Raw genomic sequence first — 24471 nt, forward strand, 5'->3', positions numbered from 1 at the left:
CACGTCCAGGCAGCAGCCAAGCCCGCGCCGCAGGAGGCACCCGGCATGACCGAGCTCGTGGAACACGGACAGCTTTTCATCGGCGGGGAGTTGACCGACCCCCTCGGCTCCGACGTCATCGAGGTGATCTCGCCCCACACCGAGCAGGTCATCGGCCGCGTCCCGCACGCCTGCCGGGCGGATGTGGACCGTGCCGTGGCCGCCGCCCGCACGGCATTCGACACGGGCCCCTGGGCGCGGGCCACACCCGAGGAGCGCATCGAGGTGGTGTCCCGCATCAAGGACGCGATCCTCGCGCGGCACGAGGAGATCGCCCGTTGCATCAGCGCGCAGAACGGCTCCCCGTACTCCTGGAGCGTGCTCGCCCAGGCGCTCGGCGCGATGATGGTGTGGGATTCCGCCATTACCGTAGCCCGCCGATTCCCTTACGAGGAGCGGCGGTCGGGTGCGCTCGGCCCCCTGCTGGTGCGGCGCGAACCGGTCGGGGTGGTGGCCGCCGTGGTGCCGTGGAACGTGCCGCAGTTCGTGGCCGCCGCCAAGCTGGGGCCCGCGCTGCTCACCGGCTGCTCGGTGATCCTCAAGCCGTCCCCCGAAACCCCCCTGGACGCCTACATCCTGGGTGAGATCGCCGCCGAGGCCGGGCTCCCGGAGGGCGTGCTCTCCATCCTGCCCGCGGACCGCGAGGTCAGTGAATACCTCGTCGGGCACCCCGGCGTCGACAAGGTGTCCTTCACCGGGTCCGTCGCGGCCGGCAAGCGCGTGATGGAGGTCGCCGCGCGCAACCTGACCCGGGTCACCCTGGAGCTGGGCGGCAAGTCCGCGGCGGTGATCCTGCCCGACGCGGACCTGGAGACGACGGTGGCGGGCGTGGCCTCGGCCGCCTGGATGAACAACGGGCAGGCCTGTGTGGCCCAGACCCGCATCCTGGCGCCGCGCGCCCGTTACGAGGAGTTCGCGGAGGCGTTCGCGGCGGCGGCGGGGGCGCTGGTCGTCGGGGACCCGCTGGACCCGGCCACCCAGGTCGGCCCGCTGGTCGCCGAGCGGCAGCGGCAGCGCTCGCTCGACTACATCCGCATCGGCCAGGAGGAGGGCGCCAAGATCCTCAGCGGCGGCGGGCGTCCGGCCGGTCTGGAGCGGGGCTGGTACGTGGAGCCCACCCTCTTCGGCGGGGTCGACAACACGATGCGCATCGCCCGGGAGGAGATCTTCGGGCCGGTCATCTGCCTCCTGCCGTACGGGGACGAGGCGGAGGCGCTCGGAATCGCCAACGACTCCGAGTACGGGCTCAGCGGCAGCGTGTGGACCGGGGACGTGGAGCACGGCATCGACTTCGGGCGCCGGGTGCGCACCGGCACCTTCAACGTCAACACCTTCAGCCTGGACATGCTGGGCCCGTTCGGTGGCTACAAGTCCTCCGGTCTCGGCCGGGAGTTCGGGCCCGAGGGCTTCGGGGAGTACCTGGAGCACAAGATGATCCACCTGCCCGCCGGCCACGGGGGCGAGTGATGGGCGACCGCTGGCACGTGGAGGTCGACCGGAGTGTGTGCATCGGCTCCGGCATGTGTGTGAACCACGCCCCCGCCGCGTTCGAGCTCGACTCCGCACGGCAGTCCCAGCCGCGCGAGCCCGACACCGACGCGGGCGAACAGGTCCTGGCCGCGGCCGAGGGCTGCCCCGTGGAGGCCATCCTGATCACCCTCCTCGGCTCCGGCGAAACCGTCTTCCCACCCGAGGACTAACCCCCCCGGGCCCCCCGCAACCCCCTAGGGGCGCGGGGAACTGCGCGACCAGCCACGCACGGTCCGCGGACGAAGAAGTCGCCCCCTCCTGGGGCACCGGACCCTCAAGCCCTCTTTCACCTGCGGCCCGGTGGGGGCCGTTCGCGCAGTTCCCCGCGCCCCTAGGGGGTGGGGGGCGGGGCGGTCATAAGGCGCAGGCCGGCCCCGCGCCCCTGGCAGGGCTGGTGGTTGGCGCGTTCGTGAGGGCGGGCCAGGACCGGGCGCCCCCTGGCGGGGTGGGGGTCGGCGCGGTCATAAGGCGCAGGCCGACCCGGGCGCGGGGTCAGGGGTTGGGCGGGGTCGTGAGGTCGATGAGTTTGCAGACCGTTTCGATGTCGATTTTGACCTGCGCGATCGACGCCCGCCCCGACAGCCAGGTGATCAGCGCCGAGTGCCAGGTGTGCTCGATGACCCGTACCGCCGAAAGCTGCTCGGGCGTGGGGTGTTCGAGCCCCACCGCGTCCAGGATGATCGCCGTGGTCTGCCGCGAGACCGTGTCCACCTCGGGGCTGACCGATCGGTCCGCGAAGGTGAGCGCCCGCACCATCGCGTCCGCCAGATGCGGCTCGCGCTGGAGCGCGCGAAAGGCCCGCATGAGGGTTTCGGCCACCCGCTCCGCCGACCCCGCGCCCGAAGGCGGATGCTTGCGCAGCGTGCCGTGCAGATGCTGGAGCTGGTCCTGCATGGTGGCGACCAGGAGGTGGATCTTGGAGGGGAAGTAGCGGTACAGCGTGCCGAGCGCGACGCCCGCCGCCTCGGCCACCTCGCGCATCTGGACCGCGTCGAAGCCGCCGCGGCTGGCCAGCTGGGCGCTCGCGTGCAGGATGCGCCGGCGCCGGGCCTCCTGGCGTTCCGTCAGGGGAGGGGTGGCCGGGATGGCCGCCTTGGCTTCCGCTGTCATGTGTCCCGTTCCGTTTGTCCGGTTCTCCGGCGTTCTCCACCACGGTGTTCGGCGGCCCAGCATGGCAGGGGCCCCGTCGTGGCGCGAATCACCTGATCCGGCTCTTACAGTCGCGCTACCTGCCGGTAGATTCGAAGCTTCTCGAGTGATCGACGAACGCTCGAGAAGGATCAAGTCTGGAACTTGTTCTAGATTAGCGCCAGCGGTTACGCTCCGGCGAAACGCAGTGATGAAGGGGGCCGCGAGTGACCGCTGAGGCCATAGAGGCAAGCCCCCGCACCGGGGGCGACGACCGCGCGGGCGAGCGTCCGCTGAGGATCGCGCTCCTGACGTACAAGGGCAACCCGTTCTGCGGCGGCCAGGGCGTCTATGTGCGCCACCTCTCGCGCGAACTGGCCCGGCTCGGGCACAGCGTCGAGGTCATCGGCGCCCAGCCCTACCCGGTGCTCGACGAGGGCGTCCCGCTCACCGAGCTCCCCAGCCTGGACCTCTACCGCTCGCCCGACCCGTTCCGTACGCCCGCGAGGGACGAGTACCGGGACTGGATCGACCGCCTGGAAGTCGCGGCGATGCGCACCGGCGGCTTCCCCGAGCCGCTCACCTTCTCGCTGCGCGCCCGGCGCCATCTGGCCGCCCGCCGGGGCGAGTTCGACGTCATCCACGACAACCAGACGCTCGGCTACGGACTGCTCGGCGACGTCGGCGCGCCCCTGGTCACCACGATCCACCACCCCATCACCGTGGACCGCAGGCTCGAACTGGACGCCGCACCCGACTGGAAGCGCCGCGCCTCGGTGCGCCGCTGGTACGGCTTCACCCAGATGCAGAAGCGGGTCGCCCGCCGGCTGCCCTCGGTGCTCACCGTCTCCGGCACCTCCAAGGGCGAGATCGTCGACCACCTGGGGGTGCGCGAGGAGCGCATCGAGGTCGTCCACATCGGCGCCGACACCGGCCTGTGGTCACCGGATGCGGCCGTCGCCGAGGTGCCCGGCCGGATCGTGACCACCTCCAGCGCGGACGTGCCGCTCAAGGGCCTGGTCTTCCTCGTCGAGGCCCTCGCCAAGCTGCGCACCGAGCACCCCGACGCCCATCTCGTCGTCGTCGGCAAGCGCGCCGAGGACGGACCCGTCGCCCAGGCCATCGAGAAGTACGGGCTCGGCCACGCCGTGGAGTTCGTCAAGGGCATCACCGACGCCGAACTCGTCGACCTCGTACGCTCCGCGCAGGTCAGCTGTGTGCCCTCGTTGTACGAGGGCTTCTCGCTGCCCGCAGCCGAAGCCATGGCGACCGGCACCCCGCTCCTCGCCACCACCGGCGGCGCCATCCCCGAGGTGGCCGGCCCCGACGGCGAGACCTGCCTCGCGGTGCCGCCCGGCGACGCGGGGGCGCTGGCCGCCGGACTCGCCCGCCTCCTCGGCGACCCGGCCCTGCGCCGCCGCCTCGGCGCCGCCGGACGCGAGCGGGTCCTGGAGCGCTTCACCTGGCGCCGCGCCGCCCTCGGCACCGCCGACCTCTACCGCTCCGCCATCGCCGCCCAGGGCCGCTCGGCCCGGAAGGCAGCCAGGTGAGCCGGAGCACGAACCCCGGGCGCCCCGCGCCCGACCCCCGGTGCCGCCCCGCGTCCCCGGTGTGCGGCCGCACCGCGGCCCCGGGGGGTGCCTGGTGACGCGGCGCCCCCCACACCCCGGCCGACCCCATCCCCCCGTCCGCGAAAGCAGGCCTCCGTGCTGACCGTCGACTTCTCCCGCTTCCCGCTCGCCCCGGGCGACCGTGTGCTCGACCTGGGCTGCGGCGCGGGCCGGCACGCCTTCGAGTGTTACCGGCGCGGCGCCCAGGTCGTGGCGCTCGACCAGAACGCCGAGGAGATCCGCGAGGTCGCCACGTGGTTCGCCGCAATGAAGGAGGCCGGCGAGGCACCCGAGGGGGCGACCGCCACCGCGATGGAGGGCGACGCGCTCAACCTGCCCTTCCCCGACGAGTCCTTCGACGTCGTGATCATCTCCGAGGTCATGGAGCACATCCCTGACGACAAGGGCGTGCTCGCCGAGATGGTCCGCGTCCTCAAGCCCGGCGGCCGCATCGCGGTCACCGTGCCGCGCTACGGACCCGAGAAGGTGTGCTGGGCGCTGTCCGACGCGTACCACGAGGTCGAGGGCGGCCACATCCGCATCTACAAGGCGGACGAGCTCATCGGCAAGATGCGGCAGGCCGGACTCAAGCCGTACGGCACCCACCACGCGCACGCGCTGCACTCGCCGTACTGGTGGCTCAAGTGCGCCTTCGGCGTCGACAACGACAAGGCGCTGCCGGTGCGGGCGTACCACCAGCTGCTGGTCTGGGACATCATGAAGACGCCCGGCATCAGCACCGTCACCCGGCTCGCCGAGCGGGCCCTCAACCCGGTCGTCGGCAAGAGCTTCGTGGCGTACGCGACCAAGCCGCACCTGCCCGCGCTGCCGGAAAAGAGTGCCGCCAAGTGACCTCTCCGGAGCGCACCGAACACCTCGTGCTTCCCGGGGTGCTCACCGCGGAACAGGCCGGGCAGACGGTCTCGGCCCTGCTCGACGCGCAGCGCGCGGACGGCGCGATCCCCTGGTTCCGCGGGCACCACCTGGATCCCTGGGACCACACCGAGGCGGCGATGGCGCTGGACGCCGCGGGCGAACACGCCGCCGCCGAGCGCGCCTACGAGTGGCTCGCCCGGCACCAGAACACCGACGGATCCTGGTACGCCGCCTACCACGACGGCGAGCACGACCGGGTCACCGACGGCTGCCGGGAGTCCAACTTCGTCGCGTACGTCGCGGTCGGCGTCTGGCACCACTACCTCGCCACCGGCGACGACACCTTTCTCGACCGGATGTGGCCCACCGTCTTCGCGGCCGTGGAATGGGTCCTCGCCCTCCAGCAGGGCGGCGGGCAGATCGGCTGGAAGCGCGAGGAGGACGGCACGCCCGTCACCGACGCGCTGCTCACCGGCAGCTCCTCCGTCCACCACGCGCTGCGCTGCGCGCTCGCCATCGCCGAACAGCGCGAAGAGCCGCAGCCCGACTGGGAGTTGGCGACCGGCGCCCTCGCCCACGCCATCCAGCACCACCCCGAGCGCTTCCTCGACAAGGCGCGCTACTCGATGGACTGGTACTACCCGGTCCTCGGCGGCGCGGTCACCGGCGCCGCCGCCACGGCCCGCATCGACTCCCGGTGGGAGGAGTTCGTGGTGCCCGGCCTCGGGGTGCGCTGTGTGCTGCCCAACCCGTGGGTGACCGGCGGCGAGAGCTGCGAGCTGGCCCTCGCGCTCTGGGCGACGGGCGAGTCCGACCGGGCCCTGGAGATCCTCCAGTCCATCCAGCACCTGCGCGACCCCGCGACCGGCATGTACTGGACGGGGTACGTCTTCGAGGGCAACCGTGCGGTCTGGCCGGAGGAGCTCACGACGTGGACGGCGGGCTCGCTGCTGCTCGCGGTGGCGGCGCTCGGCGGCGACGAGGCGACCGGCGCCGTCTTCGGCGGGGAACGGCTGCCCCGGGGCCTGGCGCCCTACTGCTGCGGCTGAGGCGCCCCCGCCCGTACGGAGTCGCCCGGGTGGCGCAGTGCGGCGGGCCGGGTGAGGCTGCCGGGGAGGCCGACACATCCCCCCCGGAGGTCATCGTGGCCAGTACGTTCCCCATCCGCCGCATAGTCGTGGCGGTCGTCCTTTCCTGCGCCGTCCTGGTGTCGACGACCGCCTGCGGAGGAGAGACCCGGTCCACCCAGAGCGCCGCCCTCACGGCGGCGGAGAGCAGCCCCTCGCCGAGCGCGTCGGCCGAGCGGCAGAAGCTCGCCAAGACCCGCTTCGTCGCCAACGCGGGACTCGCCGCCGGCGCCGCCTATCAATGGATCGTCAAGCCGTACAAGGCGGGCAAGTTCAAGAAGGGCGCCAAGGGCCGCACCTTCGCCCTCGTCAAGGCGGGCCTGGCCGGTGCGTTCACGTACAACCGTCTGAAGGCCGCCTCCGAGAACGCCAAGGGCGACCCGCTGCTCTCCAAGGCCGTCGCCCCGCTCACCTCCGGCATCGAATCGCTGAAGGGCCTGGGCGGCAAGCTGCGCAAGGGCGACGCGGGCGACGCGGACGTCGGCATGTTCGAGAAGATGATCAACGGCGTCAAGGACGCGGGCCAGAAGGCGGGTGCGCCGGTCAAGGACCAGGTGCCCTCGGCCGGGCAGCTCAGCGGCGGCTGAGCGGGCGCGTCCTCATGTGTTCAGCTCCGCGAGGACGCGCAGGGTCGTGGGGTCCGGTGAGGTGACCAGCAGGTCCGTCACCGGGCCCGCACGCCACAACTCAAGCCGCTCCGCGATGCGTTGACGCGGGCCCACCAGGGAGATCTCGTCGGCGAAGGCGTCCGGCACGGCCCGTACGGCCTCGTCGCGCCGGCCCGCCAGGAACAGCTCCTGAATGTGGTGGGCCGCGTCCCCGTACCCCATGCGGGCCATCAGGTCGGCGTGGAAGTTGCGGGCGGCGTGGCCCATGCCGCCGATGTAGAAACCCAGCATCGCCTTCACCGGCAGCAGACCCTCGGCGACGTCGTCACACACCTGGGCCCGCACCATCGGGGCCACCAGGAAGCCCTCGCGCAGCCCCGTGAGCGAGGCCTCGTAGACGTCCGTGCGGGTGGGCGACCAGTACAGCGGGAGCCAGCCGTCCGCGATGCGGGTCGTCTGCGCGATGTTCTTGGGGCCCTCGGCGCCCAGGAGTACGGGAAGGTCGGGGCGCAGGGGGTGGGTGATGGCCTTGAGGGGCTTGCCCAGACCCGTACCGTCCGCGCCGCCGTAGGGATGCGCGTGGAAGCGCCCGTCGAGCTCCACCGGACCCTCGCGGCGCAGCACCTGGCGGATCACCTCGACGTATTCGCGGGTCGCGGTGAGCGGGCTCGACGGGAAGGGCCGCCCGTACCAGCCCTCGACGACCTGGGGCCCCGAGAGCCCGAGGCCCAGCATCATCCGGCCGCCCGAGAGGTGGTCGAGGGTGAGGGCGTGCATGGCGGTTGCGGTGGGGGTGCGCGCGGCCATCTGCGCGACCGCGGTGCCCAGCCGGATCGTCGAGGTGTGGGCGGCGATCCAGGTCAGCGGCGTGAAGGCGTCCGAGCCCCAGGCCTCGGCCGTCCACACCGAGTGGTAGCCGAACTCCTCGGCGGCCCGCGCCAGTTCGAGATGGGCGGGGTTCGGTCCCCGCCCCCAGTAGCCGAGTGCGAGACCCAGGCGCATGTGCCGTCCCCTCCACCAGATCTGACGAACCGTCAGGGGACTGTAGAGCAACGGCCCCCGCCCGGAAGGGCGAGGGGCCGTCGTGACGCCGGGGGATCAGCCGCGCTGGATCCCGGTGGTGTCCTGGAGGACGCCGCGCCGGCCGTCCTGCGTCTGGGCCACCAGGGCGGGGCCGCGCTGGTCGACGGCCAGGTACCAGGTGCCGGGGGCGAGTTCGGCGATCGGGGTGGGCGAGCCGTCCTCCGCGTACAGCGGACGGGCCACCGGGACCGCGAACCAGAACGGGGCGAAGTCGCCGGCCGGGGCGGCGGCGGGCTGCGCCTGGCTGTCCTTGTTCGGGTCGGCCGCCGGGGCCTGCGCGCCGAACGGCTGGGCCTGGGCCGCCGGCTGACCGCCGAGGCTCGGGTCGCCGGGGTGGGCGCCGTAGGGCTGCTGGGCGGCGGGGTAGCCGTAGCCACCGGCCGGCTGGGCCACGCCGGGGTAGCCGTAGGGCTGCGGGGCGGCCGGGCTCGGGGTGCCCATCAGCGGCGCCTTCAACGCGCCGATCAGCGGCGAGGCGACGGCGGCCGCGGCCAGCACCAGCGTGGCGATGAGACCGAGGATCATGCCGGCGCCGGAGCCGTGCGCGTCGATGATCGTCCAGAAGGCGGTCCACGCGGCGAAGATCGTGAACGCGACACCGAACTGGGTGAGGTCCAGACCCGCGACCTTCTTCGGCTGCGGCAGCGAACGGCCGACGACGACCAGCACCGCACCGATGATGCCGGCCAGGAACATGCTCATCAGGAGCGAGAGAGAGTCCCAGGCGTTCGGCTCGTCGGCGCGCGGGCAGAACTGGCCGGCGCAGCTCGGAGCGGACGTGAGACTCAGGAACGAGGCGATGAACAGCACCACCGCTGCGCCGATCACCACGCCGTCGCCTCGTGTGAGGGAGCGGATGTTCACGTAAAAGTCCTCTTTTATGTCGTCTCGTCGGGGCGGTCATCGCTGCCGCCGGTGTACGTGCACACGGCGTGAAGCTCTAGGTGGTTCCCCCTGTGCGGAAGAATCTATCGTCTGCGCCTGTGGGCCGTACGGCGGGTCGGGAGCCTACCCGCCGAGGAACGCCGTAATGCCGTCGGCGATGCCCCGGGCCGCCTTCTGATGCCAGTCCGCACTTTTCAGAAGCGCCGCGTCCCGGGAATCGCGCATGTTGCCGCACTCGATGAACACCTTGGGAACCGTCGACAGGTTGAGCCCGCCGAGGTCGCTACGGGTGTCCAGGCCGGTGCCCTCACCCACGTAGTTGGACGCGTTCATGCCCGTGTCCAGGACGAACTTCCCCGCGATCCGCACACCGAGTTCACGCGAAGGCCCCACGATCGGGGCGGTGTCGGCCGCGCCGCCCTTCACCTTGGCGGGCAGGATGACGTGGAATCCGCGCTGGCCCTCGGCGGCGCCGTCCGCGTGCACCGACACGACGGCATCCGCCTTCGCCTGATTTCCGATGCGGGCCCGCTCGTCCACACACGGCCCGAAGGCCCGGTCGCCGTCGTGGGTGAAGACGACCTTCGCGCCCTGCTTTTCGAGGATCGCCCGGATTCGGTGCGACACGTCGAGCGTGAACTCGGCTTCCGTATAACCGTCGTTGGTCTCGGTACCGGTGGTGTCGCATTCCTTCTTGTTCGTTCCGATGTCCACCGGCTCATTGATCTCTGTTGTATGCCGGAAATTATTCGAATTGTGACCCGGGTCGATGACGACGGTCTTTCCGGCGAGCGATCCGGCACCCGATCCACCCGCCGGCGGGGCCGACGGCGAGGGCGCGCCGGGAGAGACGGGGCGGGGGGTGCCCGACACCGTCATGGTCGCGGCGCCCGCCCCCGGAGGTGCGGGCCGCTCGCCACGGCTGGGCAGCGCGCTCGGCGGCTTGTCGTCCTGCTCGCCGGGCCCGCCCGCCGCCTGCCACACGAGCCATCCCGCGAGGGCGGCCGGCGCGAGCGCGGCGAGGGTGAGGAGGGCCCGCCCGCGCACGCGGCGCGACCGGCTGTCCGGGTTCGATGACTCGCTGTCGTACGACACGAGGGCGATGCTAACCGCGCGGCCCCGCCCGGCCCGGGCGCTGCGCGCCACGACGTGTCCCAGCGCGCCGCGACGTGTCAGAGCGCGGCGGAGGTGCGGCGCAGCACCCGCAGCGAGTCGGTCGCCGAGACCTCGGTGAACGCGCCGGACTCCAGCGCCCGCAGATAGACGCGGTACGGCGCCTGGCCGGTGAACTCGTCGACCGGGTCCGGGAAGACGTCGTGGATCACCAGCGTGCCGCCCTCGGCGAGCTTCGGCGCCCAGCCCTCGTAGTCGGCGCTCGCGTGCTCGTCGGTGTGGCCGCCGTCGATGAAGACGAAGCCGAGCCGCCCGCCCCACACCCGCGCCACCTGCGGAGACTGCCCGACCACCGCGATCACGTGGTCCTCGAGACCGGCCGCGTGCAGGGTGCGCCGGAAGGTGGGCAGGGTGTCCATGCGGCCCACCTCCGGGTCGACGACCGTCGTGTCGTGGTACTCCCACCCCGGCTGCTGCTCCTCGCTGCCGCGGTGGTGGTCGACCGTGACGGCGACGGTGCCGCTCGCGCGGGCGGCGTCGGCGAGCAGGATCGTGGAGCGCCCGCAGTAGGTGCCGACCTCCAGGAGCGGCAGCCCGAGCGCCCCGGCGGCGACCGCCGCCTCGTACAGCGCGAGGCCTTCCCGTACGGGCATGAAGCCCTTGGCCGCCTCGAAGGCGGCCAGGATCTGAGGCTGGGGAGAGGCCACGGCCCGGCTCCTTGGGGTCATAGGTGTGTGGGCGATCCATGGTGCCGTACGCGGTGGGGGCCGGTCCGGGCGGGCGGGGGTGACCTGCCGGGCGTGAGGGGGCCCGGGCATAATCGTCATCTGACCTTCCGTCAGATTGCAACGTGTTCTACTCTTGCGCCGTTCCGGGACCGGCGACGGGGTGAGGGCCTCCATGGGCATCGCGATCACACAAGAACAGCGGGAGCTGGCCGAGGCGGTGCGCGGCTGGCTGGCGCGGACCGTGCCCGTCGAGCAGACGCGCAAGCTCCTCGACGCGCCCGAGGCCGCCGTCGGCCGCCCGCCGTTCTGGGACGGGCTCGCCGAACAGGGGCTGCTCGGCATCCATCTCGGCGAGGAGTTCGGCGGGGGCGGGCTGATCGAGCTCGCCGTCGTCCTGGAGGAGGCCGGACGCGGCCTGCTGCCGGGGCCCTATCTGCCGGGCGTGCTCGCCGCCGAACTGCTGCGCCGCGACGGACGCCACGAGGCCCTGGTCGCGGACATCGCCGAGGGGCGCGCGACCGCGGCCGTGGCGCTCGGCGCCGGGACGCTCACCGCCGTCGAGGATGCGGGCGGCTGGCTGCTCGACGGTACGGCGCCGCCCGTACTGGCAGCGGGACAGGCCGAGTTGGTGGTCCTCGCGGCGAAGGCGCACCACCGCACGCTCTGGTTCGTGGTGGACGCCGAGGCGCTGGTCGTACGCCCGCACCGCGGCGCCGACCCGACGCGCCCCACCGCGGAGGTGCGGGCCGAGGGCGTCGTCGTTCCCCAAGACCGGTTACTGGACCTGGACTTGGCCCTGGTCCAGGACCTCGCGGCCCTGGTCCTGGCCGCCGAGTCCTGCGGCACGGCGGCCCGCGCCCTGGAGACGGCCACCGGACACGCCAAGGTCCGCGAGCAGTTCGGTCGCCCCATCGGCCGGTTCCAGGCGGTCAAACACCTCTGCGCGGACATGCTCGTACGCCTCGAACAGGCCCGCGCCCTGGTGTGGGACGCGGCCCGGGCCGTGGACGAGCCCGCCGAGGTGCGGGGCCTGGTCGCCTCGCTCGCCGCCGCCACCGCCGTGGACGCCGCCTGCTCCTGCGCCAAGGACGCCATCCAGATCCTCGGCGGCATCGGTTTCACCTGGGAGCACGACGCCCATCTGTATCTGCGCCGCGCCCTGGTCGCCCGCCAGCTCCTCGGCGCCGGGGACACCCACCGGCTGCGGGCCGTACGCCTGGCGAGTCAAGGCGCCCGCCGCGAGCTGCGCATGGAGCTGCCGCCCGAGGCCGAGAACTTCCGCGCCCCCGCCCGCGCGGCGATCGAGAGGGCGCGCGGCCTCGATCCGGGCGCGGCCCGCCGGGCGCTGGCCCCCACCGGGTACGCGGCCCCGCATCTGCCCGCCCCGTACGGCCTGGGCGCAGGACCTGTCCAACAGCTCGTCATCCAGGAGGAGTTGAGGCGCGCCGACGTCAAGGTCGCCGACCTCGGGATCGCCACCTGGGTGGTGCCCTCGCTCATCGCCCACGGCACGGGACCCCAGCAGGACCGCTTCCTCGGCCCCACCCTGCGCGGCGAAATCCTGTGGTGCCAGCTGTTCTCCGAGCCGGGCGCCGGGTCCGACCTCGCCTCGCTGCGCACCCGGGCCGAGCGCACCCCCGACGGGGGCTGGCGCGTCACCGGGCAGAAGGTGTGGACGAGCGCCGCGCAGTGGGCCGACTACGGCATCCTGCTGGCCCGCACCGACCCGGCGGCCCCCAAGCACCAGGGGCTCAGCTACTTCCTCGTCGACATGAAGCGGACCGAGGGCATCGACATCCGCCCCCTGAAGGAGATCACCGGGGACTCCCTGTTCAACGAGGTCTACTTCGACGGGGCGCTGCTGCCCGCCGACGCCGTCGTCGGCGAGGTGAACGGCGGCTGGCCCGTCGCCCGCACCACCCTGGGCAACGAACGCGTCCACATGGCCGACCAGGTCGCCTTCGACACCGGGCTCGAAGCGCTGATCGCCCGCGCCGGGGAGCTCGACGGGGCGTACCGGGCGCGGATCGGGGCGCTGGCCGCCGAGGCGCACGCGCTGGCCTGCATCGGGCTGCGCACCACCATGCAGCAGGTGTCGGGCCTGGAACCCGGCGCGGGGGCCAGCGTCCGCAAGCTCGTCCAGACCCCGCACCAGCAGAAGATCGCCGAGCTCGCCCTCGAACTCCTCGGCCCGCTCGGCGCCACCGCCGAAGGCCCCGCCGAGCGCGCCATGCACGGCTTCCTCATGTCGCGCTGCCTGACCATCGCGGGCGGCACCACCCAGGTCCAGCTCAACGTCGTCGCCGAGCGCATCCTCGGCCTGCCCCGAGACTGAAGGGTCCGTCTGCCGTGAACAGTGCCGCGAAGCGTGCCGGGAACAGTGCCGGAAAGAGCTACATCGTCGGTGTGGGCATGACCAGGTTCGAGAAGCCGGAGTCCCGCGACTGGCAGTACTGGGACATGGCGAAGGAGGCGGGCGGCGCGGCACTGGCCGACGCGGGCCTCGCCTACGACCTCGTCGAACAGGTCCCGGTCGGCTACTGCTTCCAGCCCTCCACGGCAGGCCAACGAGCCGTCTACGAACTGGGGTTGACGGGAATCCCCGTCTACAACGTCAACAACAACTGCGCGACCGGGGCCAGCGCGTTGATGCTGGCGCGGCAGTTCGTGGAGGGCGGGGCCAGCGACTGCGTCCTCGCGCTCGGCTTCGAGAAGATGAAGCGGGGCGCGCTCGGCGGCGGCTCGGACGGCGGCGACTTCGCGAGCTCACCCGTGGCCCGCCACTACGGCGTCATGGCGGCCCGCCACGGCTTCGAGATGACCCCGCCCACCGCACAGATCTTCGGCAACGCGGCGCGCGAGCACATGGAGCGGTACGGGACGACCGCGGCGCAGCTCGCCGCGGTGGGCGCCAAGAACCACCGGCACTCGGTCAACAACCCCAACGCCCAGTTCCAGGAGCCCTGTTCGGTGGAGGAGGTCCTTGCGGCCAGGACCATCCACCGGCCGCTGACCAAACTCCAGTGCTCACCGACGTCGGACGGTTCGGCGGCGGCCGTGGTCGTCTCGGAGCGGTTCGTGGAGCGGCACGGTCTGGGCGACAAGGCGGTCGAGATCGCCGGCCAGGCGATGACCACCGACACCGAGGAGTCCTTCGCGTCGGGCAGCTGCATCGACGCGGTGGGGGCGCCCATGTCCCGCGAGGCCGGCCGCCAGGCGCTCGCCCGCGCGGGCGTGGGCATCGAGGACGTCGACGTGATCGAGCTGCACGACTGCTTCTCCATCAACGAGCTGCTCACGTACGAGGCGTTGGGGATGTGCGGGGTGGGGGAGTCCGGAAAGCTCATCGAATCCGGTGCGACGACGTACGGCGGCCGCTGGGTGGTCAACCCCTCCGGCGGCCTGATCTCCAAGGGCCACCCGCTCGGAGCGACGGGGCTGGCGCAGGCGGCGGAACTGGTGTGGCAGTTGCGGGGCGAGGCGGGGGGTCGGCAGGTCCAGGGGGCGGGGGTTGGGCTCGCGCACAACATCGGGTTGGGGGGCGCGGCGGTGGTGACGGTGCTGCGCCGGTAGGTCATTCCCCACCCCGCCCCTTCCCGAGACCCTCCGGGGGCAGCGACGCCCCTGCGGGCCGCGGTCGCTTCTCGCGCCGTTCCCCGCGCCCCTAAACCCGTTTTTGTCTGCACGCCGTGCGTGGCTGGTCGCGCAGTTCCCCGCGCCCCTTAAATGCTCGGCGCTGGCCAGCACCCCAGCCCGTCCGGCGATTGAGGACGAGCGCCCTTTAGGCGCGAACGGGGTCTGGGGCGGAGCCCCAGGGGGGCGGGCGTGCGAGCATGGCTCGTATGGCTCACGCGTCCCCAGACACCCACATATCCACCCCTGCCACAACCCCCCGCACCTGGCCCGTCCTCCTCGCCGCCTGCGCAGGCCAGTTCCTCGTCGTGCTGGACGTGTCCGTCGTCAACGTGGCCCTCCCCTCCATGCGGACGGGCCTCGGCATGAGCGCGAGCGGATTGCAGTGGGTGGTCAACGCGTACGCCATCGCCTTCGCCGGGTTCATGCTGCTCGGCGGCCGCGCAGGCGACCTGTACGGACGCAAGCGGATGTTCCTCGTGGGGCTCGGCCTGTTCACCGCCGCCAGCCTCGGCGGGGGACTCGCCCAGGAGGGCTGGCAGTTGCTCGCGGCCCGCGCCGCCCAGGGCCTCGGGGCGGCGGTCCTCGCGCCCGCCACCCTCACCATCCTGACCGCCGCCGTCCCGGAGGGCGCCGCCCGCACCCGGGCGATCGGCACCTGGGCCGCGGTCGGCGCGGGCGGCGGAGCCGCGGGAGGACTCGTCGGCGGAGTGCTCACCGACGCCCTGTCGTGGCGCTGGGTGCTGCTCATCAACGTCCCCATCGGCGCCCTCGTCCTGCTCGGCGCCACGCTGTGGATCACCGAGTCCCGGGCCGGCCGGCGCCACCGCCTGGACCTGCCCGGCGCCGTCCTCGTCACGGCCGGCCTCGCCACCCTCTCGTACGGCATCGTGCAGACCGAGGCCTCGGGCTGGGGCGCCGCCGCGACGCTCGTTCCGCTGCTGGGCGGGGCCGCGCTGCTGCTGGCCTTCCTCGGCGTCGAGGGCCGGACCGCGGCGCCGCTGATGCCGTTGCGTCTGTTCCGGCTGCGGGCCGTCTCCGCCGCCAACGCCGTGATGTTCGTGTGCGGCTCCGCGATGTTCTGCACCTGGTTCTTCATGACGCTGTACGCGCAGAACGTGCTGGGCTACACCCCGCTCGGCGCGGGTCTCGCTCTGATCCCCAGCTCGCTCAGCGTCGTCGCCGGCTCGAAGCTGGCGCCGCGCCTCATGCCGAGGACCGGCGCGCGGAACCTGACGGTGCTGGGTGTCCTGGTGACCGCGGCCGGGTTCGGCTGGCAGTCCACGATGCGTGCGGACGACCCGTACTGGATGTCCATCCTCGTGCCCGGCATCCTGATGATGACGGGTGCCGGACTCGCCACAACTCCCCTTGCCTCGCTGGCCACTTCGGGGGCCGAGCCGGGTGAGGCGGGGCTGGTGTCGGGGCTCATCAACACGTCCCGGACGATGGGCGGAGCACTGGGCCTCGCCGTGCTGTCGACGGTCGCGGCCTCGCGCACCGGGGCGGTGCAGAGCGCGGAGAACCTCACCGCCGGATACGCGCTCGCCTTCCGCGTCGGCGGCCTCGTCCTGCTGGCCAGCGTGCTGATCGCCCTGGTCTGGCTGCCCCGCGCGGCGGTTCCGGCCCGCCGCGCCTGAGGGCTACAGCCAGCCCTGTTGACGGGCGGAGCGCACCGCCTCCATGCGGTTGCGGGTGGCCGTCTTGCCGATGGCGGACGACAGGTAGTTGCGTACGGTCGACTCCGACAGATGCAGCTTGCCCGCGATGTCGGAGACGGTCGCCCCGTCCACCGAGGCGTTCAGGACGTCGCGTTCACGCGCGGTCAGCGGGCTGGGCCCCGCGCTGAGGGCGGCCGCGGCGAGCGCCGGGTCGATGACCGTCTCGCCGCGCAGCACCCGGCGGATCGCCTCCGCGAGATCCTCCACCGGCCCGTCCTTCACGAGGAACCCGGCGGCCCCCGCCTCCATCGCGCGCCGCAGATAGCCGGGCCGGCCGAACGTGGTGAGGATCAACACCCGGCAGTCGGGCACCTCACTGCGCAACTCCGCGGCCGCGTCCAGGCCGCTCATGCCCGGCAGTTCGATGTCGAGCAACGCCACGTCGGGCCGCGACACCAGCGCCTCGGGGACGATCCGGTCGCCCGCGGACACCTGCGCGACGACCTCCATGTCCTCCTCGAGCCCGAGCAGCAGGGCGAGCGCACCGCGCATCATCCCCTGGTCCTCGGCGAGGAGAACGCGTACGGACTTGGCGGCGCGGTGGTCCTGGGGCATCTCGTCCATGGGCTCAGGCTACGGCCCGTCCCACCGGCGCGGCGGCAGGGGGCCGGGTGTCCTACGAGCGCTCGGGTGCGCAGGTCAGCTCCGCGTCCAGCGCCGAGTCCGCGGGGTCCACGGGGAGTTCGGCGCTCACCCGGAAGCCCGTGCGGGGGGCGGGGCCCGTGGTCAGGGAGCCGCCTGCCGCTCCGAGGCGTTCGGTCAGGCCCTTCAGGCCGGTGCCGCCGATGCGGGGGGTGGGGGCGGGCTCGGTGGGGGCGCCGCGCCCGTTGTCGGTGACCGTGAGGGTGACGCGCTCCGCGCTGCCGTCCACCACGATCTCGCAGCGGGTCGCCGCGCTGTGCCGCACCACATTGGTGACGGCCTCGCGGACCACCCAGCCAAGCAGCGCCTCGGCCTGTGCGGGCAGCGGCGGCCCCGACTGACGTACCACCGGCTCGACTTCGGCGGCGCCCAACGCCGAGCGGGCCCGGTCGAGCTCGGTGGCGAGGCTGCCCTCGCGGTAGCCGGTGACGGCCTCGCGGATCTCGGTGAGGGCCTGGCGGCCGACCGACTCGATGTCGGCGACCTGGCCGAGCGCCGCGTCCAGGTCGCGCGGCGCGATGCGGCGGGCGGCCTCCGACTTGACCACGATCACGGACAGGGTGTGGCCGAGCAGGTCGTGCAGATCGCGCGAGAAGCGCAGCCGCTCCTTCTCCACCGCGGTACGCGCCAACTCCTGCCGGGTATCGCGCAGTTCACGGACCGTCTCGGAGAGCGAGAGCAGTGCGGCGATCACCATGCCGGACAGGAACGTCCCGTACGCGATGGTCATGTTGTCCCACGGGTCGCCGGTCTTGACGCCCGAGATGATGCCCACCGAGCCGGCGAGGGTGATGATCACATAGCCGAGCCGCCTGTCCCGCAGCACCGCGCCGCAGGTCAGGGAGAGCAGGGGGAAGAACAGCAGCCAGACCCCGCCGTAGCCGAGCCCGAGTGCGTAGGTGACGGCGGCGAGTGCGCCGAGCATGACCAGGGTCGAGCGTTCGGCGCGCTGCTGCTTGTCGAAGGCGCGGAAGGCGACGAGGGCGTACAGGACGGCGAAGGCGAGGATGCCGAGGCCGCCGAGGACCGGCTGGGCCACCTCTCCCTTGGCCACCGCGACGGCCGCGCCGGTGCCCATGAGCAGCCAGGGCAGGAAGGTGTAGCCGTTGGACGGCGGCCCCGGGAACTCGTCACCCTTCGCGCCCCGCGGGGGCAGCTTCGGCAGCAGTGATGGCATGGCGTTCTCCCCGTACTGACAGTGCATGGACTTCTCCGTCCCGGTGCCCGCGGGTCACGCGGTCCGAGCGGACCGACGGTAGGAGACCACGGCGTAACCGCCGAAGGCCACCAGCCAGAAGGCCATCGAGACAAGGGTGACGACGCCCGGCGCGTGGCCCTGCGAGGTGGTCCAGCCGAGGTCGGCGAAGCGGTGGGTCGGAGTGTACTCGGCGATCTTTCGCAGCCAGCCGGGGAAGGCGGACACCGGGAACCACAGGCCGCCGAGGATCGCGAGGCCCATCAGACAGGCGACGTTGACGACGCCGGTGGCCTGCGCCGAGAGGCGGTAGCCGTTGCCGAGGCCGAGCATCGTGAAGGGCAGCGCCCCCACCCACAGGAGCAGCGTGAGCGCGCCCCACTGCCAGGCGTCCAGGCGTACGCCGTTGATCAGCGCACCGGACAGGAGCACCGCGAGGATGCCGGGCAGCACCGTCACCGAGCCGCTGATCGCGCGCCCGGCCACCACCTTGGCCGGCGGGAGCGGGGCGATCCGCATCTGCCGCAGCCAGCCGATCGACTTGTCGGAGGCGACACCGGTGCCGATGCCGAGGGCCGAACCCAGCGCCCCGTAGGCGGCCATGCCCACCATCGAGGAGACCTTCCACGCGTCGCCGTCGTTCTGGCCGCCGCCGATGTTGGTGAAGAGCAGATACATCAGCACCGGCATGCCGATACCGAAGATCACGAAGGAGGCGTCACGGAGGGTGCGCCGCATCTCCAGCTTGATGTACTCGATCATCGGGCGGTCTCGCTTTCGTGGGTGGTGAGGGAGAGGAAGGCGTCTTCGAGGCTGGCCGGGGCCACTTCGAGGCGGCGGACGGCGCCCATCGCGGCGAGGGCGACGACGGTGGCGTCGGAGTCGTCGGTGCGCAGCCGGGCCCGGTCGCCGTGGACCTCGACGGCGACGACGCCCGGCAGCAGGGAGAGGGGTTCGGTCGCCATGCCCGCCAGGTCGAAGGAGACGAGGCTGCCGCCCGCCGCCCGCTTGACGGCCTCGCCGGGCCCGTCGGCGACGATGCGGCCCTGGTCGATGACGACGATGCGGTCCGCGTTGTCGTCGGCCTCCTCCAGGTAGTGGGTGGAGAACATCACCGTGTTGCCGCGGGCCGCATAGGTGCGCATCGACTCCCAGAACGCTCGGCGCGCCTCGACGTCGAGCGCGGCCGTCGGCTCGTCCAGGAGCAGCAGTTCGGGGTTGCCCGCGAGGGCCATGGCGAACCGGACGCGCTGGGTCTGGCCGCCGGAGAGCTTGTCGACCCGGCGGTCGGCGAACTCGGTGAGCCCGGCGAACGCGAGCGCCTCGGCGACCGGCATCGGCTTCGGGTACATGCTGCCGATGAAGAACACCAGCTCCCGCACGGTCACCCGGGGGATCGGGCTGCCCTCCTGGAGCATGGCCCCCACAAGTCCGTCCCGCACCGCCCGCTCGGGGCTCCGCCCGAAGATCCGTACCTCGCCCGCGTCGGGTTCGTTCAGGCCGAGCAGCAGGCTGATGGTGGTGGACTTGCCGGCCCCGTTGCGGCCGAGCAGCGCCACGGTCTCGCCGCGCCCGACGGTCAGTTCGGCCCCGTTCACGGCCCGTACCGCCCCGTAGGACTTGACCACCCCGCTGAAGCGGACCGCGGTGGCGCTCTGTGTCGTCGTCTGCGTCATGTCCCGAACGCTACGGAGCGGCAGGGGGTCCGCCCCAGATCCGCTTGTACGGAGCCGGGCAGGACAAATGTCACGGGGCCGGCCGCGCCGGATCCGGCAGGGGCCGGGCGCGCCCAAGCCGGCAGACATCGGCCCCGCCACCGGATCTGACGTGGCGTCAGGAGCCTTCACAACTGCCGGGGCGTGCGCTATACCTGGGGGCCATCGGCCTAGAACGCGTTCTAGAACCCAGGGGCGGGTCCTCGGTCCGGTCCAGTACGACCTCGGTGCGGCCGACGGTGCGGACGGCCGCACCGAGGTCTTCCTCCGTGCCCGCACAACGCTCAAGGAGCAGCATCCACATGCCCATTGACGCCGCGAAGGCGGTCGCCGCCGAGCCCCGGTCCACCGAGATCGCCTGGGACCACAAGGACGTACAGCTCTACCACCTGGGCCTGGGAGCCGGCGTCCCCGCCACCGATCCGAACGAGCTGCGCTACACCCTGGAGTCCCGGCTGCACGTGCTGCCCTCGTTCGCGACCGTCGCGGGCGCCGGCATGGGCGTGGTCGGCGGGCTCTCGGCGCCCGGCATCGACGTGGACCTCGCGGCGGTGCTCCACGGCGGGCAGTCCATCACCCTGCACCGGCCCCTGCCGGTGAGCGGCCGGGCCACCTCGACCTCGAAGGTCGCCGCCGTGTACGACAAGGGCAAGGCGGCCATCCTGGTCCTGCGCACCGAGGCGGCCGACGCGGACGGGCCGCTGTGGACCAGTGACGCGCAGATCTTCGTGCGCGGCGAGGGCGGCTTCGGCGGGGACCGGGGGCCCTCCGCCCGCGTCGAGCAGCCCGACCGGGCCCCCGACCGGGTCGTCGAGCGCCCCGTCCGCGAGGAACAGGCGCTGCTCTACCGCCTGTCGGGGGACTGGAACCCGCTGCACGCCGACCCCGACTTCGCCAAGCTCGCCGGGTTCGACCGGCCGATCCTGCACGGTCTGTGCACGTACGGGATGACGCTGAAGGCGGTCGTGGACACCGCGCTCGACGGGGACGTGACCCGCGTCCTGTCGTACGCCACCCGCTTCACCGGAGTCGTCTTCCCGGGCGAGACCCTGCGCATCCGGATGTGGTCGGGCCCCGGCCGCGTCCAGGTGACGGTCACGGCCGTCGAGCGCGACGACGCGCCGGTCCTCGCCGACACGATCGTGGAACACAACTGAGCCATGTTTTCCGGCACTTGAGGGGAGCCGCACCATGCGCGCAGCCGTACTGCACGAGATAGGCCAGGACAAGCTCGACGTGGTCGACGACATGGAGGCGACCGGCTTCGGCCCGGGCAAGGTCAAGCTGCGCGTCCGCGCCACGGGCCTGTGCCACTCCGACCTCTCGGCGATGAGCGGGGTGCTGCCGCAGCCCGCGCCGTTCGTGCCCGGCCACGAGGGGGCCGGCGAGGTCATCGACGTCGGTGACGGGGTGACCGGCCTGAAGCAGGGCGACCGGGTCCTGATGTGCTGGCTGCCCGCGTGCGGGGCGTGCCCCTCCTGCAAGCGCGGTCAGACCCAGCTCTGTCTGGCCGGATTCATGAACGCGGGGACCCCCAACTTCCGTCGCTCGGGCGGCGATGTGTTCGGCTTCGCGGGCACCGGGACCTTCGCCGAGGAGGTCGTCGTCGCGGCCGGCTGCGCCGTCCCGATCCCCGACGACGTGCCGTACGAGATCGCCGCGCTGATCGGCTGCGGGGTGACCACCGGGCTCGGCGCGGCCATCAACACCGCGAAGGTGGCGGTCGGTTCCTCCGTGGCGGTCATCGGCTGCGGCGGCGTGGGCATCTCCACCATCCAGGGCGCGCGGGTGCGGGGCGCGGCCCAGATCGTCGCCGTCGACCCGGTCGCATCACGCCGCGAGGCGGCGCTCAGGTTCGGGGCCACGGAGGCGGTCTCTCCCGAGGAGTTCGCCGACGCCAGGCAGCGGATCACCGCGGGCGAGGGCTTCGACTACGTCTTCGAGGTGGTCGGCCGCTCGGCGACCGCCCGCACCGCGTACGAGAACACCCGGCGCGGCGGCACCCTGTGCGTGGTCGGCGCGGGCGCCATGGACGACTACTTCCAGGTCAACATGTTCGAGCTGTTCTTCGACGAGAAGCGCATCCTGCCGTCCATGTACGGCGGCGGAGACGTGCTGCGCTCCTACGAGCGGGCCATCGCGCTGTGGCGGGCGGGCCGCATCGACCTGGAGGGCCTGATCACCCACCGGGTGCGGCTCGCCGAGATCAACGACGCCCTCGACCAGATGCGCAGCGGCGAGGCCCTGCGCACCTGCATCGAGATCTGACCCGCCCCCACCCCCCTTGCGAGAGGAACCGACCGGCATGGCAGCACTGCCACTTGAAGGCCTGTCCGCGATCGTCACCGGGGCCGGACGCGGGCTCGGCCGGGCCGAGGCGCTCGAACTCGCCCGCCTCGGCGCGGCCGTCGTCGTCAACGACTTCGGGCAGCCGGGCCGCGACGGCACCGGCCAGGCGTCGAAGGGCCCCGCCGAGGAGGTGGCCGCCGAGATCCGCGCCGCGGGCGGCCGGGCCACCGCCCACACCGGCGACGTCGCCGACCACCAACAGGCCCAAGAATTAGTCCAGTTGGCGATTGACACCTACGGAAAGCTCGACATCCTGGTCAACAACGCGGGCATCCTGCGGGACCGCATGATCTTCTCGATGAACGAGTCCGAATGGGACTCGGTGATCCATGTGCACCTCAAGGGCCACTTCAACACCACCCGTTTCGCCGCCGCGCACTGGCGCGAGCGGTCCAAGGCGGCGGGCGGCCCGGTCTACGGCCGCATCGTCAACACCTCGTCCGAGGCCTTCCTCGCGGGCTCGGCCGGACAGCCCAACTACGCGGCGGCCAAGGGCGGCATCGTCGGCCTCACCACCTCGACCGCCCTCGCGCTCGCCAAGTACGGCGTCACCGCGAACGCGATCTGCCCGCGCGCCCGCACCCGGATGACCGAGGACGTCTTCCAGGGGTTCCAGGAGCCGGAACAGGGGCAGCTCGACCCGCTGGCGCCCGAGCACGTCTCGCCGCTCGTCGGCTATCTCGCCTCGCCCGCGGCCGGCCGGATCAACGGGCAGCTCCTGGTGGTGCACGGCGGGATGGTCGCGATCGTCGAACGGCCGCGGGTGGCCGCCAAGTTCGACACCGCCAAGGAGGTCTTCTCGTACGAGGAACTCGACGAGTCGCTCACCCCCTATTACGCGGACAGGCCCTCGGGCGAGACCTTCGCGGCGGCCGAAGTGCTCGCCCTCAAGCGGGGCTGAACGGGCCGGACCCATGCGAAAGGCCCCCGGGGACGGTCACCCCGGGGGCCTCTGCCGGCGCCCGTTCAGGCGCGCCCGGACGCGTTCTCCTCGCGCCGGTGGCGGCCGTGGGCCGGCGTCGCCGAGTCCTCGGTGGAGGCCGCACCACCCCGGTGCCGGCCCGCGCTGTCGGACCCCGTCTCCTGCGGACGGGTGTCGATCTGGTTGGACATGAGCTGTGGTCACCCCGTAGTCGTCTTGCGTGTGCCTGGTACTGCGCGCAGATTCTAACGATCACCCGACGGCGGCCGACGGCCGGTCAGCGGTGCCTGTCCCAGCGGTACGGGCTTGGCCGCGGCGGGCCGCACGGGCCCGGCCGACGGGGTGGCCGCAGCCGGCGGCGGATCCGGCGGGGCGGGCAGGTCGAGCACCGCGCAGGGGTTCGTGTCCGTGGCGTACGGAAGCCTCAGCACGCCCTGGGACGTCCAGACCCCGGCCCCCGCCAACCAGCCCTGGGGGGCGGCCAGTTGATGCAGATGGCGGCCCGCGGGACGCCACACGCCGACCCAGGTGCCGCCCGCCGCGTCGATGCGCAGGGCCACCGCGCAGGACTCCGGCATCAGCACCTGGCCCGGCTGCACGGCGAACGGGGTGAGCGCCGCGTCCGCCAGGCGAAGGCACTCGGGGAAGCGCACCGGCAGCGCCGAGCCGAGCACCCCCCAGCCGAGCCGGTCGTGGCCGGGGGCGTTCGAGCGGATCAGGAGCAGTCCGCTGTCGGGGTCCGCGAGCAGCAGCCGGTCGTCGCTGTCCTCGGTGATCTGGAGCAGCTCGGTGACCTCCCCGCCCCGCTCCAGGTCGACGGCGACCGTCTTGGTACGGCCCCCCAGCTCCCGGTCGAGGGCGAGCATCCGGCCGGTGCGGTCCAGCCACACCCCGCCCGAACAGCGTCCGCCGACCGTGGCCACCAGCTCGGGCCCGAACGCGCCGCCGGCCACCAGCCACAGCGCGGTGGAGTCGGGGCCCACCGCGAGCGCGTAGGCACAGCTGCCGTCCGGGGAGGGGGGCAGCAGCGTGAGCGCGCCCGCCCCGGCGTCGACGGCGCCCAGCGGCAGCTCGCCGGTGGCGGGGCCGGTGGGGTAGAGCAGGGCGAAGGAGTGCCGGTCACCGATCCGGCGGTGGATGAGCACCCGCCCGTCCGCCATCGGCAGCACCCCGGTGTCCGGCTCCTCCGGCTGGTTGCCGGGCAGCGGCACCGCGTACGGCTCGGGCCCGTCGAGCGTCCACCGCTCCGGGAACCAGGCCGCACTCCCGCCCTCGTCGCGCACCAGCCTCGCGGCATACGCACCGTTCGCCGTGATCGCGAATCCCGTACTCCTGACCGCACCGCCCTCGGCAGCGGTCTCGATGGCCAAAGCCGTCATCAGATGGCTCACCTCCGGCCACCGAAGCTAGGTTTCGCCCGGCGAGCCGGACAACACGAGACCACTGGCTTCACACCAAAGGGTGGCGGTCGGGCGATTCGCCGGTAGCCGGGGAGGCGGATGTGCAGGAACGATCAGGGCGAGGTCGGACGTACCGGAGCGACCCTCCTCCGCGGCGCCGTCGTCCC

The 24471-nt window shown here is 72.7% G+C and carries 23 protein-coding genes; 12 read left to right on the forward strand and 11 right to left on the reverse strand.

What is annotated here, in order from left to right; translation table 11 throughout:
• The first annotated feature begins 45 nt into the window (after positions 1 to 45).
• Positions 46 to 1506 carry an aldehyde dehydrogenase gene (locus DWB77_RS26670; RefSeq protein ID WP_120723815.1) on the forward strand — a complete coding sequence of 487 codons (1461 nt, stop codon included), beginning with the start codon at positions 46 to 48 and terminating at the stop codon, positions 1504 to 1506.
• Positions 1506 to 1739, forward strand: a complete 234-nt coding sequence (locus tag DWB77_RS26675) for a ferredoxin (protein ID WP_120723817.1) — start codon at positions 1506 to 1508, stop codon at positions 1737 to 1739. Before DWB77_RS26670 ends, DWB77_RS26675 begins: the two co-directional genes overlap by 1 nt.
• Before the next feature lie 322 nt (positions 1740 to 2061).
• On the opposite strand, the gene DWB77_RS26680 is transcribed toward DWB77_RS26675, so the two are convergent.
• Entirely contained in the window at positions 2062 to 2679 is a 618-nt protein-coding gene (locus DWB77_RS26680; protein WP_120723818.1) for a TetR family transcriptional regulator, read from the reverse strand.
• A gap of 245 nt (positions 2680 to 2924) precedes the next feature.
• On the opposite strand from DWB77_RS26680, the gene DWB77_RS26685 reads away from it, so the two are divergent.
• From DWB77_RS26685 to DWB77_RS26700, 4 genes are all read left to right on the forward strand, one after another.
• Positions 2925 to 4247 carry a glycosyltransferase family 4 protein gene (locus tag DWB77_RS26685; RefSeq protein WP_120723820.1) on the forward strand — a complete coding sequence of 441 codons (1323 nt, stop codon included), beginning with the start codon at positions 2925 to 2927 and terminating at the stop codon, positions 4245 to 4247.
• Between the two features lie 156 nt (positions 4248 to 4403).
• Complete coding sequence (locus tag DWB77_RS26690; RefSeq protein ID WP_120723822.1) at positions 4404 to 5159, forward strand: class I SAM-dependent methyltransferase; 756 nt, start codon at positions 4404 to 4406, stop codon at positions 5157 to 5159.
• Positions 5156 to 6232, forward strand: a complete 1077-nt coding sequence (locus DWB77_RS26695; RefSeq protein WP_120723824.1) for a prenyltransferase — start codon at positions 5156 to 5158, stop codon at positions 6230 to 6232. The genes DWB77_RS26690 and DWB77_RS26695 overlap by 4 nt, the downstream gene beginning before the upstream one ends.
• Before the next feature lie 95 nt (positions 6233 to 6327).
• Positions 6328 to 6897 (forward strand): hypothetical protein, encoded by a 570-nt coding sequence (locus DWB77_RS26700; RefSeq protein WP_120728289.1) that lies wholly within the window; start codon positions 6328 to 6330, stop codon positions 6895 to 6897.
• A 12-nt stretch (positions 6898 to 6909) separates the two neighbouring features.
• Here the strand turns inward: DWB77_RS26700 and DWB77_RS26705 are convergent, their stop codons facing one another.
• From DWB77_RS26705 to DWB77_RS26720, 4 genes are all read right to left on the reverse strand, one after another.
• Positions 6910 to 7920: an LLM class F420-dependent oxidoreductase gene (locus DWB77_RS26705; protein WP_120723826.1), complete on the reverse strand. Its 1011-nt coding sequence runs from the start codon at positions 7918 to 7920 to the stop codon at positions 6910 to 6912.
• Between the two features lie 96 nt (positions 7921 to 8016).
• Positions 8017 to 8865 carry a DUF5336 domain-containing protein gene (locus tag DWB77_RS26710; protein ID WP_120723828.1) on the reverse strand — a complete coding sequence of 283 codons (849 nt, stop codon included), beginning with the start codon at positions 8863 to 8865 and terminating at the stop codon, positions 8017 to 8019.
• 144 nt (positions 8866 to 9009) lie between these two features.
• Positions 9010 to 9981 carry an N-acetylmuramoyl-L-alanine amidase gene (locus DWB77_RS26715; RefSeq protein ID WP_120728291.1) on the reverse strand — a complete coding sequence of 324 codons (972 nt, stop codon included), beginning with the start codon at positions 9979 to 9981 and terminating at the stop codon, positions 9010 to 9012.
• 77 nt (positions 9982 to 10058) lie between these two features.
• Positions 10059 to 10727: a class I SAM-dependent methyltransferase gene (locus tag DWB77_RS26720; RefSeq protein WP_120723830.1), complete on the reverse strand. Its 669-nt coding sequence runs from the start codon at positions 10725 to 10727 to the stop codon at positions 10059 to 10061.
• 172 nt (positions 10728 to 10899) lie between these two features.
• On the opposite strand from DWB77_RS26720, the gene DWB77_RS26725 reads away from it, so the two are divergent.
• From DWB77_RS26725 to DWB77_RS26735, 3 genes are all read left to right on the forward strand, one after another.
• On the forward strand, positions 10900 to 13062 hold the full coding sequence (locus DWB77_RS26725) for an acyl-CoA dehydrogenase (protein WP_120723832.1): 2163 nt from the start codon (positions 10900 to 10902) through the stop codon (positions 13060 to 13062).
• A gap of 14 nt (positions 13063 to 13076) precedes the next feature.
• Positions 13077 to 14300 (forward strand): thiolase C-terminal domain-containing protein, encoded by a 1224-nt coding sequence (locus tag DWB77_RS26730; protein ID WP_174248498.1) that lies wholly within the window; start codon positions 13077 to 13079, stop codon positions 14298 to 14300.
• A gap of 260 nt (positions 14301 to 14560) precedes the next feature.
• Positions 14561 to 16000 carry an MFS transporter gene (locus tag DWB77_RS26735; RefSeq protein ID WP_428985153.1) on the forward strand — a complete coding sequence of 480 codons (1440 nt, stop codon included), beginning with the start codon at positions 14561 to 14563 and terminating at the stop codon, positions 15998 to 16000.
• A 3-nt stretch (positions 16001 to 16003) separates the two neighbouring features.
• On the opposite strand, the gene DWB77_RS26740 is transcribed toward DWB77_RS26735, so the two are convergent.
• The 4 genes from DWB77_RS26740 to DWB77_RS26755 are packed head-to-tail and all read right to left on the reverse strand — an operon-like array spanning position 16004 to position 19594.
• Positions 16004 to 16645, reverse strand: a complete 642-nt coding sequence (locus tag DWB77_RS26740) for a response regulator transcription factor (RefSeq protein ID WP_174248627.1) — start codon at positions 16643 to 16645, stop codon at positions 16004 to 16006.
• A gap of 52 nt (positions 16646 to 16697) precedes the next feature.
• Positions 16698 to 17900: a sensor histidine kinase gene (locus DWB77_RS26745; RefSeq protein WP_120728297.1), complete on the reverse strand. Its 1203-nt coding sequence runs from the start codon at positions 17898 to 17900 to the stop codon at positions 16698 to 16700.
• A gap of 54 nt (positions 17901 to 17954) precedes the next feature.
• Positions 17955 to 18680: an ABC transporter permease gene (locus DWB77_RS26750; protein ID WP_120723836.1), complete on the reverse strand. Its 726-nt coding sequence runs from the start codon at positions 18678 to 18680 to the stop codon at positions 17955 to 17957.
• Positions 18677 to 19594 carry an ABC transporter ATP-binding protein gene (locus DWB77_RS26755; RefSeq protein WP_120723838.1) on the reverse strand — a complete coding sequence of 306 codons (918 nt, stop codon included), beginning with the start codon at positions 19592 to 19594 and terminating at the stop codon, positions 18677 to 18679. The genes DWB77_RS26750 and DWB77_RS26755 overlap by 4 nt, the downstream gene beginning before the upstream one ends.
• Positions 19595 to 19935: 341 nt before the next feature.
• On the opposite strand from DWB77_RS26755, the gene DWB77_RS26760 reads away from it, so the two are divergent.
• From DWB77_RS26760 to DWB77_RS26770, 3 genes are read left to right on the forward strand one after another with little or no spacing between them, the layout of a single operon-like run.
• Complete coding sequence (locus DWB77_RS26760; protein WP_120723840.1) at positions 19936 to 20790, forward strand: MaoC/PaaZ C-terminal domain-containing protein; 855 nt, start codon at positions 19936 to 19938, stop codon at positions 20788 to 20790.
• Between the two features lie 34 nt (positions 20791 to 20824).
• Positions 20825 to 21901 (forward strand): Zn-dependent alcohol dehydrogenase, encoded by a 1077-nt coding sequence (locus tag DWB77_RS26765; protein WP_120723842.1) that lies wholly within the window; start codon positions 20825 to 20827, stop codon positions 21899 to 21901.
• A gap of 37 nt (positions 21902 to 21938) precedes the next feature.
• Entirely contained in the window at positions 21939 to 22883 is a 945-nt protein-coding gene (locus DWB77_RS26770) for a 3-oxoacyl-ACP reductase (protein WP_120723844.1), read from the forward strand.
• Between the two features lie 65 nt (positions 22884 to 22948).
• Here the strand turns inward: DWB77_RS26770 and DWB77_RS37985 are convergent, their stop codons facing one another.
• Positions 22949 to 23095, reverse strand: coding sequence for a hypothetical protein (locus DWB77_RS37985; protein ID WP_162952625.1), 147 nt, complete (start codon positions 23093 to 23095; stop codon positions 22949 to 22951).
• Between the two features lie 54 nt (positions 23096 to 23149).
• The gene (locus tag DWB77_RS26775; RefSeq protein WP_120723846.1) at positions 23150 to 24283 is read right to left on the reverse strand and encodes a hypothetical protein; all 1134 of its coding nucleotides are present in this window, start codon (positions 24281 to 24283) and stop codon (positions 23150 to 23152) included.
• Between the last annotated feature and the right edge of the window lie 188 nt (positions 24284 to 24471).

Source organism: Streptomyces hundungensis (assembly GCF_003627815.1).
Classification (GTDB): Bacteria; Actinomycetota; Actinomycetes; order Streptomycetales; family Streptomycetaceae; genus Streptomyces; species Streptomyces hundungensis_A.